The organism is Stenotrophomonas sp. (assembly GCF_059505245.1).
In genome coordinates this window covers 1-15,292 of the sequence record NZ_JCACKF010000012.1, presented here as the reverse complement: position 1 = coordinate 15,292, position 15,292 = coordinate 1, and the positions used below count along the sequence as shown (strand labels likewise).

The 15,292-nt window shown below is 68.4% G+C and carries 15 protein-coding genes; 4 read left to right on the top strand and 11 right to left on the bottom strand.

The genetic code is table 11. The features are described from left to right. Nucleotides 1–3: 3 nt before the first annotated feature. From AC5JLE_RS04580 to AC5JLE_RS04560, 5 genes are all read right to left on the bottom strand, one after another. Nucleotides 4–1,350 carry a peptidylprolyl isomerase gene (locus AC5JLE_RS04580; RefSeq protein ID WP_032959016.1) on the bottom strand — a complete coding sequence of 449 codons (1,347 nt, stop codon included), beginning with the start codon at nt 1,348–1,350 and terminating at the stop codon, nt 4–6. After that, nucleotides 1,347–3,854 (bottom strand): LPS-assembly protein LptD, encoded by a 2,508-nt coding sequence (gene lptD, locus AC5JLE_RS04575; protein ID WP_162838511.1) that lies wholly within the window; start codon nt 3,852–3,854, stop codon nt 1,347–1,349. The genes AC5JLE_RS04580 and lptD overlap by 4 nt, the downstream gene beginning before the upstream one ends. Nucleotides 3,855–3,943: 89 nt before the next feature. After that, complete coding sequence (locus AC5JLE_RS04570) at nt 3,944–4,882, bottom strand: histone deacetylase family protein (protein ID WP_014645990.1); 939 nt, start codon at nt 4,880–4,882, stop codon at nt 3,944–3,946. 9 nt (nt 4,883–4,891) lie between these two features. Continuing rightward, nucleotides 4,892–5,446, bottom strand: a complete 555-nt coding sequence (locus AC5JLE_RS04565) for a cob(I)yrinic acid a,c-diamide adenosyltransferase (RefSeq protein ID WP_049404150.1) — start codon at nt 5,444–5,446, stop codon at nt 4,892–4,894. An 8-nt stretch (nt 5,447–5,454) separates the two neighbouring features. Then, nucleotides 5,455–6,039: a hypothetical protein gene (locus tag AC5JLE_RS04560; RefSeq protein WP_014645992.1), complete on the bottom strand. Its 585-nt coding sequence runs from the start codon at nt 6,037–6,039 to the stop codon at nt 5,455–5,457. Between the two features lie 109 nt (nt 6,040–6,148). On the opposite strand from AC5JLE_RS04560, the gene ubiH reads away from it, so the two are divergent. Further along, nucleotides 6,149–7,357, top strand: coding sequence for a 2-octaprenyl-6-methoxyphenyl hydroxylase (gene ubiH, locus AC5JLE_RS04555; protein WP_164167571.1), 1,209 nt, complete (start codon nt 6,149–6,151; stop codon nt 7,355–7,357). Beyond that, on the top strand, nt 7,354–8,535 hold the full coding sequence (locus tag AC5JLE_RS04550; RefSeq protein WP_049404155.1) for a UbiH/UbiF family hydroxylase: 1,182 nt from the start codon (nt 7,354–7,356) through the stop codon (nt 8,533–8,535). The genes ubiH and AC5JLE_RS04550 overlap by 4 nt, the downstream gene beginning before the upstream one ends. A 68-nt stretch (nt 8,536–8,603) precedes the next feature. Here the strand turns inward: AC5JLE_RS04550 and AC5JLE_RS04545 are convergent, their stop codons facing one another. From AC5JLE_RS04545 to AC5JLE_RS04520, 6 genes are all read right to left on the bottom strand, one after another. Next, nucleotides 8,604–9,002: an EF-hand domain-containing protein gene (locus tag AC5JLE_RS04545; RefSeq protein ID WP_134966894.1), complete on the bottom strand. Its 399-nt coding sequence runs from the start codon at nt 9,000–9,002 to the stop codon at nt 8,604–8,606. 64 nt (nt 9,003–9,066) lie between these two features. Then, nucleotides 9,067–10,134, bottom strand: coding sequence for a 23S rRNA (cytidine(2498)-2'-O)-methyltransferase RlmM (gene rlmM, locus AC5JLE_RS04540; protein WP_046428937.1), 1,068 nt, complete (start codon nt 10,132–10,134; stop codon nt 9,067–9,069). Next, nucleotides 10,118–10,678 carry a nucleoside deaminase gene (locus AC5JLE_RS04535; RefSeq protein ID WP_004154307.1) on the bottom strand — a complete coding sequence of 187 codons (561 nt, stop codon included), beginning with the start codon at nt 10,676–10,678 and terminating at the stop codon, nt 10,118–10,120. Before AC5JLE_RS04535 ends, rlmM begins: the two co-directional genes overlap by 17 nt. 98 nt (nt 10,679–10,776) lie before the next feature. After that, the gene (locus AC5JLE_RS04530; RefSeq protein WP_241884684.1) at nt 10,777–11,499 is read right to left on the bottom strand and encodes a DUF6348 family protein; all 723 of its coding nucleotides are present in this window, start codon (nt 11,497–11,499) and stop codon (nt 10,777–10,779) included. 48 nt (nt 11,500–11,547) lie between these two features. Next, a complete protein-coding gene (locus tag AC5JLE_RS04525) occupies nt 11,548–12,201 on the bottom strand; it encodes a hypothetical protein (RefSeq protein WP_241884683.1) in 654 nt (217 codons plus the stop codon). A gap of 43 nt (nt 12,202–12,244) precedes the next feature. Then, a complete protein-coding gene (locus AC5JLE_RS04520; RefSeq protein WP_049440148.1) occupies nt 12,245–13,993 on the bottom strand; it encodes a glutamine--tRNA ligase/YqeY domain fusion protein in 1,749 nt (582 codons plus the stop codon). Nucleotides 13,994–14,183: 190 nt separating this feature from the next. Between AC5JLE_RS04520 and AC5JLE_RS04515 the strand changes: the two genes are divergently transcribed. Both AC5JLE_RS04515 and msrA read left to right on the top strand, forming a co-directional pair. Then, on the top strand, nt 14,184–14,447 hold the full coding sequence (locus AC5JLE_RS04515) for a putative signal transducing protein (protein ID WP_100449360.1): 264 nt from the start codon (nt 14,184–14,186) through the stop codon (nt 14,445–14,447). Between the two features lie 30 nt (nt 14,448–14,477). Beyond that, nucleotides 14,478–15,143, top strand: a complete 666-nt coding sequence (msrA, locus tag AC5JLE_RS04510) for a peptide-methionine (S)-S-oxide reductase MsrA (protein WP_032956996.1) — start codon at nt 14,478–14,480, stop codon at nt 15,141–15,143. Nucleotides 15,144–15,292: the final 149 nt, after the last annotated feature.

The following is a 15,292-nucleotide window of genomic DNA, read 5'->3' as shown; positions in this document are numbered from 1 at the left end:
CGGTCAGGACTGCGGCGGGGTGGCGGTGTTTTCCGCGCGGTCGCCGCTGCGGAAGCTGACGTAGGCTTCGCCACGCAGTTCCTGCAGGAAGCGGTTGTACTCGTCTTCCAGCTTGCGGCGGCCGATGGTCTCGCGGACCTGGGCACGCTGGTTGTCGGTGGTCACGTCGGTCTGGCGGGTCGCCACGCGCTGCACGATGTGCCAACCGGCATCGGTACGGAACGGCTGGCTGACGCCACCGTCCTGGAGGCCTTCCACCTGCTGGCCGAAGGCCGGACCGAACGCGTCGGCCGGGAACCAGCCCAGGTCACCGCCCTGGCCCTTGCTGTTGTTGTCCTCGGAGGACTCCTTGGCAACGGTCTGGAACTCGGCACCACCGGCGATGCGGGCACGCAGGGTGTCGATCTTGGCCTTGGCGGCGGCGTCGGTCTGGTGGTCGTCCACGCGCACCAGGATGTGGCGGCCGTGGAATTCGGTGACCGTATGCTCACCGGCGGCGGCGGAGCTGGCGTCACGCACTTCCACCAGCTTCAGCAGCTGGAAGCCGCTCGGGCCACGGATCGGGCCGACCACTTCGCCGGGCTTCATCTTTTCCATCATCTGGGCAAAGGCCTGCGGGATTTCATCCAGGCTGCGCCAGCCCAGGTCACCGCCTTCCAGTGCATTCGGGCTGTCCGAATAGCGCACGGCTGCAGCGTTGAAGTCCAGCTCGCCCTTGTCCAGCAGGGTCTTCACACCATCGGCCTTCTTCTGGCCGGTGGCAATCTGGTCAGCGTTGGCGCCGTCGGGCAGGGCGATCAGGATGTGCGCCAGGTGGTACTGGTTGCCCACCGTGGCCTGCTGCTTCAGCGCGGCGTCGACTTCACCCTCGCTGACGCTGATGCGGCTCTGCGCGAAGCTCTGGCGCAGGCGCTGCACGGTGATCTCATCACGCACCGAAGCGCGGAAATCGTTGAAGTCGATGCCGTCATGGGCCAGGCGCTGGCGCAGGGCGTCCAGGTTCGACCCATTCTGCTGTGCGATGGAGTTCATCGCCTGGTTCAGCTCCTGGTCGCTGACCCGGATGCCGCTGCCCTGGGCGCGGGCCACCTGCAGCTTGACCAGCACCAGGCGCTCGAGCACCTGGCGGCTGAGCACGTCTTCCGGCGGCAGCTGGTTTTCACGGCCGGCGTACTGCGCCTTGATGTTGGCGATCGCACGCTGGAGCTCGCTCTGCAGGATCACGTCCTCATCGACGACGGCGGCGATGCGGTCAAGCGGCTGCGCCTCCTGGGCAAGCACCTGCAGGGGGGCGGACACGCTGGACACCGCCAGCAGCGAGGCGAGAAGAACGGGGAAGCGCTTGGTCATGGGATCAGGTTCGGATCGTAGTCATCCCGGGTCGCCCCGGTGTTGCTCGGCGGCACGAGATAGAGGTCGTCGCGGTTGTAGCCGAGGATAGCACGGCGCAGGGTACGGTCCGTGTCCTGGCCCAGGGAGCTCAGGCCCTTGAGCACGAACTCCAGCTGGATGGCGTTGTTCATCTCGCCTTCGCGGTTGCGGACGTAGCGGCGGGCGACCGCACGCACGGCCAGGCAGCAGCTGTCCCACTGGACGCCGGCGATGATCTCCAGCGGTTCCTTGTCCTGCAGCGAGTAGTAGTAGCGGCCGACCAGGCTCCAGCGCGCATTCAGCGGGTACAGGAACGACAGGTCGGCCTGTTCCAGCAGCGTGCGGTCATGCTTGTTGGCGGTGGCCGGGGCGCCGGAGTTGATGCGGTAACGGTAGCTGAGGTTGATCACGCCATCGTTGGGCATCAGGTAGCGGGCGCGGACGCTGGCCAGATCCTCGCGCTTGTACTTGGGGTCCCACTGGTAGGTGGCACCCAGGGTCCAGCGGTCGTTGATCATGTAGTTGCCGTCAGCGATCCACGCCGACTTGCCCTTCTCCACCGGCGCGCCACCCGGGGTGACGGTCACCCGCGATTCGTCGAAGTACTGGATCTGGCCGATGGAGGCCGAGAAGCGTTCCTTGCCGGTGGTCTGGTCGATGAAGCGGGTGCTCAGCGCCATGGTCAGCTGGTTGGCGTCGTTCTGGCGATCGGCGCCGGTATAGCGAGAATCGCGGAACAGCTGGCCCCAGCTGAAGGTGAAGTCGCGGGTGTCGAAGATCGGCAGCTCGTCCTGATCGCGGTAGGGCGTGCGCAGGTAGAACAGGCGCGGTTCCAGGGTCTGCAGGAAGGACTTGCCACCGATGCGGGTCTCGCGATCGAAGAACAGGCCGGCGTCGATGCTGCCGATCGGCAGGCTGCGGCTGGGCGAGGTGTTGCCGCGCAGCTGTTCCGGTGTGGCGGTGTTCGGGTCGATGCCCTGCGAACGCAGGATCTGGCCGCGGATGCCGTTCACGCCATCAACCAGGCCACGGTCCAGCTGGTAACCGGTATAGCGGTAGGCCAGGGTCGGCGTGACATACCAGGCCGCGCCGCTGATCGGGAACGACACGTAGGGTTTGACATCCAGCCGCGAGCCGCCGCTGACACCGATGCCGTCGGTCTGACGGCTGCCGTTGCGGGTGTACTGCAGGTCCGGTCCCGCATCAGCGCCGTACTTGAAGTTGATGTCGTCGTGGGTGAAACGCACGGCTTCGGCGTAGATGCCGGTTTCCAGCCACGGCAGGACCGGCTTGTCCCAGTTGAGATACAGGCGCGGCTGGCGGTTGTAGGCCAGCGCACCCTCGTTGAGGGTGTAGTCGGTCAGCTGCCAGCGGTCGGCCATGATGCCGGCCGTCCAGTTCCTGCCAGTGCCGTACAGGCCGATGGTGCTCTGCAGGTTCGACGCGGTGACCCCCACCAGGCGGTTGGCGAAGTCTTCCACATAGCGTTCGTCGCTGACCCAGGCCAGGTTGGCGCGGGCCTGCCAGTGGTCGTCGAGGTTGTGGTAGCCGCCGAACATCACCCGGCCGCGGTCGCGGTCGCGCAGTTTGTCGTTGGGCATGAACGCGGTCAGCAGTTCGCCGCGGCCGCCGTTGTAGAGGTAGCGGAATTCGTTGTCGAGCATCAGGCCGCGCCGGCTCATGTAGCGCGGGGTCAACGTGTCGTCGTAGTTCGGCGCCAGGTTGAAGTAGATCGGCTGTGCGTAATCGAAACCGTTGCGGCCGGACATGCCCAGCTGCGGGAACAGCAGGCCGGTCTTGCGGCGGTCGTCGATCGGGAACTTGAAGTACGGCGCCCACAGCACCGGCACCTTGCCGATGCGAAGCACGGCGTTGCGGGCGGTACCGAAGCCTTCGTCGTTGTCCACTTCGATCTGCGGCGCCGACAGCTTCCACACCGGCTGCGACGGGTCGCAGGTGGTGTAGGTGGAGCGGTGCATCTGGCCGACCGCGCCCTGCAGGTCGACCGATTCGGCATCGCCGTTGCCGCGGCGCGACACCAGCTGGTACTTGATGTCGGTGATCTTGTGGGTGTCGCTTTCCTGGTTGCCCTCGGCGCGCTTGGCGACCATGCGGATCGAGGAGTCCTGGTAGCGGACATTGCCGTCGGCGATGTAGTTGCCGGTCTCGGTATCGAAGCTGAGCTTGTCGGTGCCGACGAACTGGTCGCCACGGCGCAGGGCCACGTTGCCTTCGTACTGCGGCACGGTGGTGGTGCCCAGCAGCTGGTCACCCTCGATGTCGGTCGGCTGCTGCTCGCGCGCGGCGCTGGCGGCGGCCTTGTCCTGCCCCGGGACCGGGACCGGGACAGGGGCATCGGTGAACGCGGGAATCACGTCGGTAGCCGGGCACAGGCCCCAGTTGAGCGGCTTTTCATCGGCCATTGCCGGCAGGCAGATGGCGATGCTCAGAGGCAGGGGAAGCAGGCGGAGGGCTCGGCGCACGCGGTTCGGATTCGGGCGAAAACGGACGGTAGCTTGCCCCATCCCTTGCATAGGGGCAATGAAGGGCGTCGGATCCTGCCGGTTCGGGTTCATCCGGAGACGCTGCCCGGTGGGGGGGGCAGCAGGGCCCGGACATGGGCCACGCTGCACTCGGCAAGGGCCTGCAGGTCATAGCCGCCTTCCAGCATCGAGACCACCCGGCCGGCCGCATGGCGGCGCGCCAGCGCATGCAGTTCGCGGGTGATCCAGGCGAAATCGTCGGTTTCCAGCATCAGGTCGGCCTGCGGATCGCGCAGGTGGGCATCGAAGCCGGCCGAAATCAGCAGCAGCTGCGGCCGGAAGTCGTCGATGGCCGGCAGCATCTCGTCGGCCCACACATTGCGGAAGCGGAAACCGCCGCTGCCGGGGGGCAGCAGGATGTTCATCAGGTTGCCGGCACCGCGGTCGCGGCGCAGGCCGGAGTTGGGGAACAGCCCGGCCTGGTGGGTGCTGTAGTACGAGACCCGGGCGTCGTGCTGGAAGATGTCCTGGGTGCCGTTGCCATGGTGGACATCGAAATCGACCACCGCGATGCGCTCCAGGCCATGACGGTCACGGGCGTAGGCGGCGGCGATGGCGATGTTGTTGAGCAGGCAGAAGCCCATCGCAGTGCTGCTGGTGGCGTGGTGGCCCGGTGGCCGCACCGCGCAGAACGCCAGCGGGTCCTCGCCCAGCATCACCGCATCTACCGCCGCCACGCCGGCGCCGGCGGCATGCACGGCGGCACTGGCCGAGCCGGGCGAGGTCCAGGTGTCCATGTCCAGCTGTCGCAGCGGCGCGGTCTGCGGCTGCAGCACGAAGTCGAGCAGGGCGCTGTCGTGGACCCGGGTCAGTTCGCCGAACTTGGCCGGCGGCGCCTCGCGCCAGTCCAGCTGGCCGGGGAAGGCGGCGTGCAGGGCATCGAGCACATGCTGCAGGCGTTGCGGGCACTCCGGATGGCCAGGGCCGGGGTCATGCAGCAGGCAGGACGGATGGGTGAAGACCAGCATCGTGCCGACTCAGCGCTGGCGCTGCTGTGGCTGCCACAGCGCTTCGCCATGGCCATCGGCACGGGCCAGCACCCGGGCCAGCACGAACAACAGGTCCGACAGCCGGTTGAGGTACTGCAGCGCCTCGCTGCGCACGGCGTCGTGGCGGGCCAGGGTGACCGTCTCGCGCTCGGCCCGGCGGACGATGGTGCGCGCCAGGTGGCAGCGTGCGGCGGCCTCGCCACCGGCTGGCAGGATGAATTCCTTCAACATCGGCAGGCTGGCGTTGTAGTGATCCAACTGCTGTTCCAGTGCCGACACATCGGCGGCGTGGATCGCGGCGTGGCCGGGGATGCACAGTTCGGCGCCCAGGTCGAACAGCTGGTGCTGCAGATGCACCACCAGCGCGCGCACGTCTTCGGGCAGCGCCGTGGCCAGCAGCAGGCCGAGTGCGGCATTGGCTTCGTCGACAGTGCCGTAGGACGCCACGCGGGCGTCATCCTTGGCCACGCGCTGGCCGTCGCCAAGGCCGGTACTGCCGTCGTCGCCGGTGCGGGTATAGATGCGCGAGAGGCGATGACCCATGGCGCGGCTCAGTGCCGGATGTCGCGGCGGGCCTGCTGGAGCTTCAGCACCTGCTCCACGGCCAGCTGCAGGGCGGCGGCCAGCGCCACGTAGATGGCGGTGGTGCGCAGGTACGGCCCGAACCACTGTGCGTAGTTCTGTGCCCAGCCGGCCAGCGTCGGCTCGGCCACGTTGCGGCTGGTCCAGTAGAAGCCGCCCTGCGCGAGCAGGTGACAGACCGCCACCGAGGCCACCAGCAGCAGCGCGCCCTTGGCCAGTACCGGCCAGCGTGCCCCCTGGTAGTTGCGGCCCAGCAGCATGCCGCCGGCCCACAGCGAGAAATACGCCGGCAGCAGCAGCCAGTAGCCCGGCGACACGCAGTAGTGCTGCCAGAAATCCAGGCCGCTGCTGCGGATCACGATCCAGTCCACCAGCACCGCGAACACCATCAGCAGCGGGAACGCCCAGCGGGTCCAGCCAGCCAGGTAGAAGCCGCCGATGAAGAACACCGCCCAGGAGGCATCCGGGATCGCCGCGAAGTGGTTGACCCGGGTCGCCGCCAGCAACAGCACGAGTACGGACAGGACGAAGGCACGGTTGGCGGTGGCGGACATGGCAGCGGGCCCGGAGCGGATTCAGGTTTCATTCTAGCCCGCCGCGCCGGTTGGCGCAGGTCGGGGGCTGTTGGGTGTTCGGGCGGGGCGAGCGCGTATCATGAACACCATGAGTGAACGACATGACGTGCTGATCGTCGGTGGCGGCCTGGTCGGTGCCAGCCTGGCCATTGCCCTGGACCGGTTGGGCCGCGACGTGGGCCTGCTCGAAGCCAGCCCGGCCGGCGAGCTGCCGGCGGTGTTCGACCAGCGCAACCTCAGTTTCGCCGCGGCGACCGTCAACGCGCTGACCGCGTTGGGGGTCATGCAGAAGCTGGCGATGGCGCCGGGCCCGATCCGCCGCATCCATGTCAGCCGCGCCGGCGATTTCGGCCGCGTGCAGCTGGAGGCTTCCGGCTACGACCGGCCGTGGTTCGGCCAGGTGGTTGTCGCGCGTGACTTCGGCCAGGCGCTGGAAGCGCGCCTGCAGGAGCTGCCGCAGCTGCGGCGCTACCGGCCGATGCGGTTCCTGGGCCTGGGCGAGGTGGTCGACGGCTACCGCCAGGTGCGGGTGGCCGACGAGACCGGCGAGCGCGTACTGCTGGCACGGCTGGTGGTCGGTGCCGATGGCACGACCAGCGGTGTGCGTGGCGCGCTGGGCATCGAGGTCGACCGGCATGATTTCCAGCAGACCCTGTTCGTGGCCCGCGTGCGCAGCCAGCGCGTGCCGGATGGCACGGCCTGGGAGCGCTTCACCGATACCGGCCCGACCGCCCTGCTGCCGCGCGGCGACCGCCACTTCGGCACCGTGCACGGCGTGGCGCGGGACCAGGCCGATGCGGTGATGGCGCTGGACGATGCGGCCTGGCTGCAGCGCCTGCAGGATGCGATCGGCTGGCGTGCCGGTCGGCTGCTCGAATCCGGCCCGCGCAGCGCTTACCCGCTCATCCAGGTGCTGGCGCGCGCATTGGCCGGTGAACGCACGGTGCTGCTGGGCAATGCCGCGCAGACCATCCATCCGCTGGGTGCGCAGGGCTTCAACCTGGGCCTGCGCGATGCGCTGACCCTGGCCGAACTGCTGGAGGATGCGCACGAGGATGCCGGCAGCGATGTGCTGCTGCAGGCCTATGTTGCGCGCCGCCAGGAAGACCGACGGCAGACGGTGGCGTTCTCGGGTGGCCTGGCACGGCTGACCAGCAATCCGGCACCGCTGATGCGGCCGCTGCGCAGCCTCGGCCTGGTGGCCGCGCAACGCGCCTCGGTGCAGTCGATGCTGGTCGGTGGCGCGATGGGCTTCCGTGGTGAAGTGCCGCGCCTGTGCCGCGGAGAAGCCGCATGAGCCGGCGTGTGCGCCTGGACGTGGCCATCGTCGGAGGTGGCGTGGTCGGTGCCGCATGCGCGCTGGCGCTGGCCGATGCCGGCCTGTCGGTTGCGCTGGTGGAAGGTCGTGAGCCCGCGCCGTGGCAGGCCGCACAGCCTGACCTGCGCGTGTTCGCCTTCGCTGCCGACAACGTTCAGCTGCTGAACCGCCTGGGCGTGTGGCCGGCGATCGCTCAGGCCCGTGCCTGGCCCTACCGGCGCATGCAGGTGTGGGACGCGGCCGGTGGCGAGGATCTGCTGTTCGACGCCGATCGCTTCGGTCGGCGCGAGCTGGGCTACATCGTCGAGAACGGCCTGCTGCAGGATCGCCTGTGGGCGGCGTTGCCGGCGGCGGGCGTGCAGCTGCACTGCCCGGCGCGGGTGGACGCGCTGGAGCAGGACGACGACGGCGTGCGCCTGCGCCTGGATGACGGGCGTCGCCTGGAAGCGGCGTTGGCCGTGGCCGCCGACGGCGCCGAATCGACCCTGCGCCAACTGGCCGGGATCGAGGTTGAAAAGCATGACTACCACCAGCGTGGCGTGGTGGCCTACGTGGACAGCGATCTTCCCAACCAGGCCACCGCCTGGCAGCGTTTCCTGCCGAGCGGGCCGCTGGCGCTGCTGCCGGTGGCCGAGCGCCGCAGCTCGATCGTCTGGACCCTGCCCGAGGACGAGGCGGCGCGCGTGCTGGCGCTTGACGAAGACAGCTTCAACCGCGAACTGACCCGCGCCTTCGCGGCGCGGCTGGGTGAGCTGCGGCTGGCGTCACCGCGTGCGGCCTTCCCGCTGCGTCGCCAACTGGCCCGTCACTACGTGGCCGGCCGAGTACTGGCATTGGGTGATGCCGCGCATGTGGTGCATCCGCTGGCCGGGCAGGGCGTGAACCTGGGCCTGCGCGATGTCGCCGCCCTGCAGCAGTGGCTGGCGCCGTCGGCCGAGCGCCGTGGCCAGCCGCGGCTGTCGCCGCAGCGCCTGCAGCGCTGGGCACGCGAACGGCGCAGCGACAACCAGATCGCCGCCTACAGCTTCGATGCGATCAACCGCCTGTTCTCCAACGACGAGATGCACTTGACCCTGGCCCGTGGCCGCGCGCTGGGCTGTGTCGGCAAATGGCCGCCGCTGGTACAGGCGTTCTGGAAGCGCGCCGCCGGCGTCTGAAGCAAAAAGGGGACGGAGGGGATTAAGTCGTTTGTGCACATACGACTTAATCCCCTCCGTCCCCTTTTTCAATCCACCAGCCAGCCGGCCAGGTCGGTGCGGTCCAGCTTGCCGCGGTGCCTGCGGTCCAGCGAATTGAATTCGTCGGCCAGCGCCGGATTGGCCTGTGCTTCCTCGCGGCTGATGAAACCGTCGCCGTTCACATCTAGCGCGGCGAAATGGATGCGGTACTGGCCGACCACGCTGCTCGGTTCCAGCGAACGCACGGTCACCTGCGCCTCGCCGGCCGGCTGCGGAATCTCGACGCTGCCGCTGACCCGGCCCGCATCCAGCGGTTGCTGGCGGATCGCGCCGCCGGTGGGGCCCAGCGGCTGGCTCTGCGCCGGCGTGGACGGGCCGTGCTGGGCGATGGCCGGTACCGAGGCCATCAGGATGGTCAACAGCAGCGCAGCACGCGGAAGGTTCATGACAGGCTCCTTGCCAGAGGGTACCGGGAGCGTACTCCCGGCAACCTGTGCCGCCGATGACGGATCAGCGCAGCGGCGAAGCCAGCACGGTGATCTCTTCACGATCGTGATAGAGCTGCTTGGCGCGGACCACCAGCGGCTTGCCGGCCTGGTCCTGGAACAGGTCCAGGCACAGCCGGGTTTCGTCCCAGCGCTTCTTCATCGGCAGTTTCAGATTGAAGATCGCATGCCGGCACCAGCCCTCGCGGAACCAGGTGGCCATGCGTTCGGCCACGCGGCGCGGCTGCTCGACCATGTCGCAGACCATCCAGTCCAGCGGCTGTTCCGGGTGCCAGTGGAAGCCATCGGCGCGCAGGTGCTCGACCAGTCCGGTGTCCAGCACGTGCTGGCGCAGCGGGCCGTTGTCGATGCTCAGCACGTGCATGTGCTGGCGGGTCAGCACCCAGGTCCAGCCGCCGGGGGCGGCGCCCAGGTCGGCCGCACGCATGCCCGGCTTGGCCAATGCTTCGCGTTCTTCCGGCGTCAGCAGGGTCAGCAGCGCCTCGTCCAGCTTCAGCGCCGAACGCGAAGGCGCCTCGGGCAGCAGCTTCAGGCGCGGGATGCCCAGCGCCCACGGTGCGCTGTCGGCCGGGTCGGCCACGCAGACGAAGGCATGGGTGCCATCGACGAACACCACATGCAGGCGCGGCAGGCGGTTGTTCGGCTTATCAGTGAGCTTGCCGGCCTTGCGCAGCGCCGGGCGCAGTGCATTGCCGAAGGCACGGGCCAGACCGGACAGTGGCTTGCCGGCGTCCGAATCGGGGTGTTCCACCCACAGGTCGCCGAAGCGCGGCGCATCGGCCAGCACTTCCAGCATCGGGGTGATCCGGTCCGCCGGGTCCAGCTGCGGCAGTTCGGCCAGCACCACCAGCTTCTGCCGCGCGAAGATCAGCTCGCGCCAGCGCAGGCGCGGCGCCAGCGCGGCGGCTTCGTCGCACATGAAAAGCACGTAGCCGTCATTGCGCTGGGTGCGCGCATAGCCGGCGAAACCGGCTTCACCGGCGCGGAACTGCAGCTCGCCAGCCAGCTCGGGCTCGAAGCCCTGCCGGCACAGGCACAGCAGGCCGATGCCGGTTTCAGTAACGGGCGCCATCGCTTTCCCCATAGGCACGCAGCACGCTGCGCGCGGCGTCGCGGTTCAGGCCTTGCACCACTTCGATGCCGCGCTTGTTGAGTTCACCCACCCAGTCGGCCGGCAGCGGGCCTTCATCGAACGGGGTCAGTTCCTCGACGTCGGCCGAGTTGGCACCGATCAGCAGGCGGTCGATGCCGGCCCACACGGTGGCGCCGTAGCACTGGCAGCACGGCTGCGAGCTGGTGGCCAGGGTGACCGGCGACAGCACCGCGTTCAGGCGCGGGGTCTGCAGGCGCTGCTGGGCCAGCATGTAGGCCATGTTCTCGGCGTGCGCCAGCGAGGTCGCGTGCGGCATCACCCGGTTCACGCCGGCGGCGATGACCTTGTCGTCCGGTCCGAACACCACCGCACCGAACGGACCGCCACTGGCGTGCTCGACGTTCAGCCGCGACAGCTCGATCGCCAGCGCGACCTTGGCCTCATCGCCCGGATATCGACGATCCAGGTCGATCTGGTCGTGGATCCAGGCGGGAAGGGTCAGGTGGACTTGCGCGTACAGCATCGCGGGGGTGCCTCGTGTGGGATGGGAAAAAGTGCGGTTGCTTGGGGAAACCGGCGCGCAGTGTAGCCGCACCGGCCTGTACCGGGTGTGGGCGTGGCTCAGCCCGGCGAGCCGGTGCGGATCACCACGTACTGCTTGCGGAATTCCAGCCCGGCCTGCGGCCAACTGGCAGCATAGGCGCGCAGCAGGGGCAGGGCGGCGGCGAAGTCGTGGCCGTTGACCCGGCAATCGGCCTCGCACAGGCCGTCGGCATCGCGCGAGGCGAACAGGCGGATGGCGAGGAAATGGCGGGCTTTCAGCAGCTCGTCGAAGGCCTCCATGCTGCGGGTGAACAGGCAGCAGGGGCAGGAGCCATGATCGTCTTCGCTGCAGGTGGAGGCATCCACGTCCTGTGCACGGTAGTGCGCCAACGGCCCCAGCACCACGGTGCGCTGATGTTCCTCACCCTCGTCGCCGACCGGATAGGTCAGGCCCATCATCGGCAGGCCCTGTGCGTCTTGGGCGCCGATCGCGGTCTGCAGGGTCACCAGGTCCACCCGGGCCCAGGCCTGGAAGCCGGACAACAGCGATGCCTGCTCATCGGCACCATTTGCGTGCTGGTACTCGAACAGGCCATCGGCGAACAACTGCGGATGCTGGCTTTCAATGACGGTGGAGGTCTGCCAGCCGCCGTTGTCGCGCGGCTGCGCGGCCATCGCATGCGGGGTCAGGCGCAGGCCGCTGTCGAGCAGCAGCGCGTTGCCGTCGATGCGGCTGGCGGTGCCGGTGTCCTGCAGGGCCTGCTGCAGCAGCGGGAGGAGGGCGGTGGCGCTCGCGGTCATGTCAGGCCTGTGGATGGATGGGGCGGAACATCCAGGCAGGGCCTGGGGCTAGCGGTCGAGTGCGTCGAGCTCGGCGCGATATCGCTGCGCGTCGGATTGCTGCTGCGGGTCGCTGCCGTGGTTGCGCAGCCAGCTTTCCAGTTCGCGGCGATAGTCGGCGCGGAACTCGGCATTGCCCGGGCTGAAGTGCAGCTTGCGCGCCGCCACTTCCACCCGCTCGCGCGCGCTGGCCCGGGCCTGGGCGATGCCGTGCGGTGACTCGTTGGTGAGGATGACGATGTTGCGCGGGAAGCCCGGCGTGTACTTCACCACGAACGGCTGGTCGCGCGCCGGGATGCGGATGGCGTTTTCCAGCGGCCACAGCGAAGCCGTGTTGGTGTGGAACACCACGTCCACGTCGCGGCCCTCGGCCGTGCGCAGCACCGCTTCGTAGCGCCAGATGTACTGTTCGTTGAGCGTGGAGCTGGTTCGCTCGGCCTTGACGATCACCGCTTCACCACGCTCGCCCACCACGTTGAGGAAGGCGGCGTTGAGGAAGTGGCCGAGGAACATGTTGAGCATCGCCAGCGGGAACACCACGATGGCGTAGCCCGGAAAGCGCCGCCACCACGAGACCAGCCCGGCCAGCACCATTGCTGCAAAGAACGTCAGCAGCGGATGCTGCGAAATGAACCAGAGCAGGACGGAAAGGGCGGTGATCATCGTCGCGGTCCTGCGGGCGCCATCCAGGCGCCCGCGCAGGTCCTCAGGCCGACCAGGTATCGCGCAGGGTCACGCTGCGGTTGAATACCGGCGTGGCTGCGGTATGGTCGCGGCGGTCGGCCACGAAGTAGCCGGTACGCTCGAACTGGAACGACTGCTCCGGCGCGGCGCTGGCCGCGGCCGGCTCGACATAGCCGGTGACAGTGCGGCGCGATTCCGGGTTGAGGTAATCGCGGTAGGTCTTGCCTTCCGATTCGTCGTCCGGGTTCGGCACCGAGAACAGGCGGTCGTACAGGCGGATCTCGGCCGGCACGCCATGCACGGCGCTGACCCAGTGGATGGTGCCCTTGACCTTGCGGTTGGCGCCTTCCATGCCCGGACGCGATTCCGGATCCAGCCAACCACGCAGCTCGGTGATGGTGCCGTCGGCATCCTTGATCACTTCGTCGCAGCGGATGATGCCGGCGCCACGCAGGCGCACTTCGCCACCCGGGACCAGGCGCTTCCAGCCCTTCGGCGGCACTTCGGCGAAGTCCTCGCGGTCGATCCACACTTCGCGTGCGAACGGTACTTCGCGGCTGCCAAAGCTTTCGTCCTTCGGGTGGTTGCTGAAGGTCAGCTGCTCTTCGTGGCCCTCCGGCAGGTTGGTCAGCACCAGCTTGACCGGATCGACCACTGCCATGCGGCGCGGTGCGGCACTGTCCAGGTCCTCGCGCAGCGCGCCTTCCAGCACGCTGAAGTCGATCAGCGAGTTCTGCTTGCTGATGCCCACGCGTTCGGCGAACAGGCGCATCGCGGCCGGGGTGTAGCCACGGCGGCGCAGGCCCTGCAGGGTCGGCATGCGCGGGTCCTCCCAGCCGTCGACCAGCTGTTCGGTGACCAGCGCCATCAGCTTGCGCTTGCTCATCACCGTGTAGTTGATGTTCAGGCGCGAGAACTCGATCTGGCGCGGCTTGGCCGCTTCGCGCGGCAGGCCGGCATCGACCAGCGGCTGGGTCAGCGCGTCGTCATGGGCGAAGTCGACGTTGTCCACGCACCAGTCGTACAGCGGGCGGTGGTCTTCGAATTCCAGCGTGCACAGCGAGTGGGTGATGCCTTCGATCGAATCACCCAGCGCGTGGGCGAAGTCGTACATCGGGTAGATCGGCCACGCATTGCCGGTGTTCTGGTGCTCGACGTGCTTGATGCGGTACAGCGCCGGATCGCGCAGGTTGATGTTGCCGCTGGCCATGTCGATCCTGGCGCGCAGGGTGCGCGCACCATCCGGGAATTCACCGGCGCGCATGCGGCGGAACAGGTCGAGGTTTTCCTCGACGCTGCGGTCGCGCCACGGCGACGGGCGGCCCGGCTCGGTCAGGGTGCCGCGGTAGGCGCGCACTTCCTCGGCCGACAGGTCGCAGACGTAGGCCTTGCCCTGTTCGATCAGCTTCTCGGCGGCCAGGTAATAGGCCTGGAAATAGTCCGAGGCGTGGCGCAGCTCGTTCCACTCGAAGCCCAGCCAGCGCACGTCGTCCTGGATCGCGGCCACGTATTCCGGATCTTCCTTGGCCGGGTTGGTGTCGTCGAAGCGCAGGTTGCAGACGCCGCTGAACTCGCCGGCGATGCCGAAGTTCAGGCAGATCGACTTGGCGTGGCCAATGTGCAGGTAGCCGTTCGGCTCCGGCGGGAAGCGGGTCTTGATCGCCTGGTGCTTTCCGCTGGCCAGGTCCTCGCGCACGATCTGGCGGATGAAATCGCGCTTTTCGTGGCTGTCGGCGGGGGTCTCGGGGCTGGCGGGGGTGTGCTCGGACATGAGTCGGCGAAAAGAAAGGCAGAAAGACCAACAGTCTAGCGCGTACGGGGCGGGGCTGCCCGGTGGGGTGTGGGGATGCCGGCCCCGCCCTCTGGTAGTGCCGGCCGCTGGCCGGCAACTCTCGGATCCCACCCCCGGCACCATTCAGCCCCCGGGCGTATGCTGGAGCCCTGCCCCGAGGAGCCGCCGCATGCACATCCTGTACAAGGCCGACAACCTGTTCGACGCCCATCTGGTCAAGCACGCGCTGGAAAACGCCGGCATCCCCGCCTTCGTGTTCGGCGAGCAGCTGCTGGGGGGCATGGGCGAGCTGCCGTTGTTCGGTGTGTTGCGGGTCGGCATCCCCGACGCGGCGCGGCCGCAGGCGGAGGACATCATCGCGGCGCTGGACTTGGGCCAGGCCGCCGCCGACCCCATTTCCGATGCAGACGATATGGCCGGACTGCCGGCGTAGGAGCGCATCATGTTGGGAATTGGCCAGGGCATCCTCGGCATCGGGGCCTTCAAGCAGCGCCTGCCGCGCCCGGAAGAGGCATTGCCGGGGCGCGAGCAGCCATTGCCGCTGCACAGCAACCAGCACTTCGTGAACAGCCATCCGCTGAAGGACCGCTTCGCCGGCCTGCAGCAGATCCGCTTCGCGCTGGGCTGTTTCTGGGGCGCCGAGCGCAAGTTCTGGACCGAGCCGGGCGTGTACAGCACCTCGGTCGGCTACGCCGGCGGCATCACGCCGAACCCGACCTATGAAGAAGTGTGCTCGGGCCTGACCGGGCACACCGAAGTGGTGCAGGTGGTGTTCGACCCGGCGGTGGTGAGCCTGGAACGGCTGCTGCAGCTGTTCTGGGAAAGCCACGACCCGACCCAGGGCATGCGCCAGGGCAACGACACCGGCACCCAGTACCGTTCGGCGATCCACGCCACCGACGAGGCACAGTACGCTGCCGCGCTGGCCAGCCGCGAGGCCTACCAGGCCCAACTGGATGCGGCCGGCTACGGCCCGATCACCACCGAGATCGTGTACCCGGCACCGGCGTACTACTACGCCGAGGACTATCACCAGCAGTACCTGGCGAAGAATCCGAACGGCTACTGCGGCATCGGCGGCACCGGCGTGAGCTGCCCGATCGGGTTGGATGTGGAGGCGCCGCGCTGACGCGCGGTGGTCCGCCTGCGGCGGGCAGAAGCCAAAGCCAAAGCCAAAGCGGCTCTGGGTTGCTGACGGTTTGGCGGGACGGGGGCGGCTGGCAGGACACGCCGTAAACCCATCCCTGGGGGCTCGATGGCGCCATCCATGGCGCCAAC

Bases quoted from the DNA above. Each gene is read 5' to 3' on its own strand.
- AC5JLE_RS04550 (WP_049404155.1), top strand. From the start codon at position 7,354: ATGAGCCGGCGTGTGCGCCTGGACGTGGCCATCGTCGGAGGTGGCGTG.
- AC5JLE_RS04525 (WP_241884683.1), bottom strand. From the start codon at position 12,201: ATGATCACCGCCCTTTCCGTCCTGCTCTGGTTCATTTCGCAGCATCCG.
- AC5JLE_RS04565 (WP_049404150.1), bottom strand. From the start codon at position 5,446: ATGGGTCATCGCCTCTCGCGCATCTATACCCGCACCGGCGACGACGGC.
- AC5JLE_RS04535 (WP_004154307.1), bottom strand. From the start codon at position 10,678: ATGCTGTACGCGCAAGTCCACCTGACCCTTCCCGCCTGGATCCACGAC.
- AC5JLE_RS04570 (WP_014645990.1), bottom strand. From the start codon at position 4,882: ATGCTGGTCTTCACCCATCCGTCCTGCCTGCTGCATGACCCCGGCCCT.
- AC5JLE_RS04515 (WP_100449360.1), top strand. From the start codon at position 14,184: ATGCACATCCTGTACAAGGCCGACAACCTGTTCGACGCCCATCTGGTC.
- AC5JLE_RS04520 (WP_049440148.1), bottom strand. From the start codon at position 13,993: ATGTCCGAGCACACCCCCGCCAGCCCCGAGACCCCCGCCGACAGCCAC.
- rlmM (WP_046428937.1), bottom strand. From the start codon at position 10,134: ATGGCGCCCGTTACTGAAACCGGCATCGGCCTGCTGTGCCTGTGCCGG.
- AC5JLE_RS04545 (WP_134966894.1), bottom strand. From the start codon at position 9,002: ATGAACCTTCCGCGTGCTGCGCTGCTGTTGACCATCCTGATGGCCTCG.
- ubiH (WP_164167571.1), top strand. From the start codon at position 6,149: ATGAGTGAACGACATGACGTGCTGATCGTCGGTGGCGGCCTGGTCGGT.
- AC5JLE_RS04530 (WP_241884684.1), bottom strand. From the start codon at position 11,499: ATGACCGCGAGCGCCACCGCCCTCCTCCCGCTGCTGCAGCAGGCCCTG.
- AC5JLE_RS04560 (WP_014645992.1), bottom strand. From the start codon at position 6,039: ATGTCCGCCACCGCCAACCGTGCCTTCGTCCTGTCCGTACTCGTGCTG.
- AC5JLE_RS04580 (WP_032959016.1), bottom strand. From the start codon at position 1,350: ATGACCAAGCGCTTCCCCGTTCTTCTCGCCTCGCTGCTGGCGGTGTCC.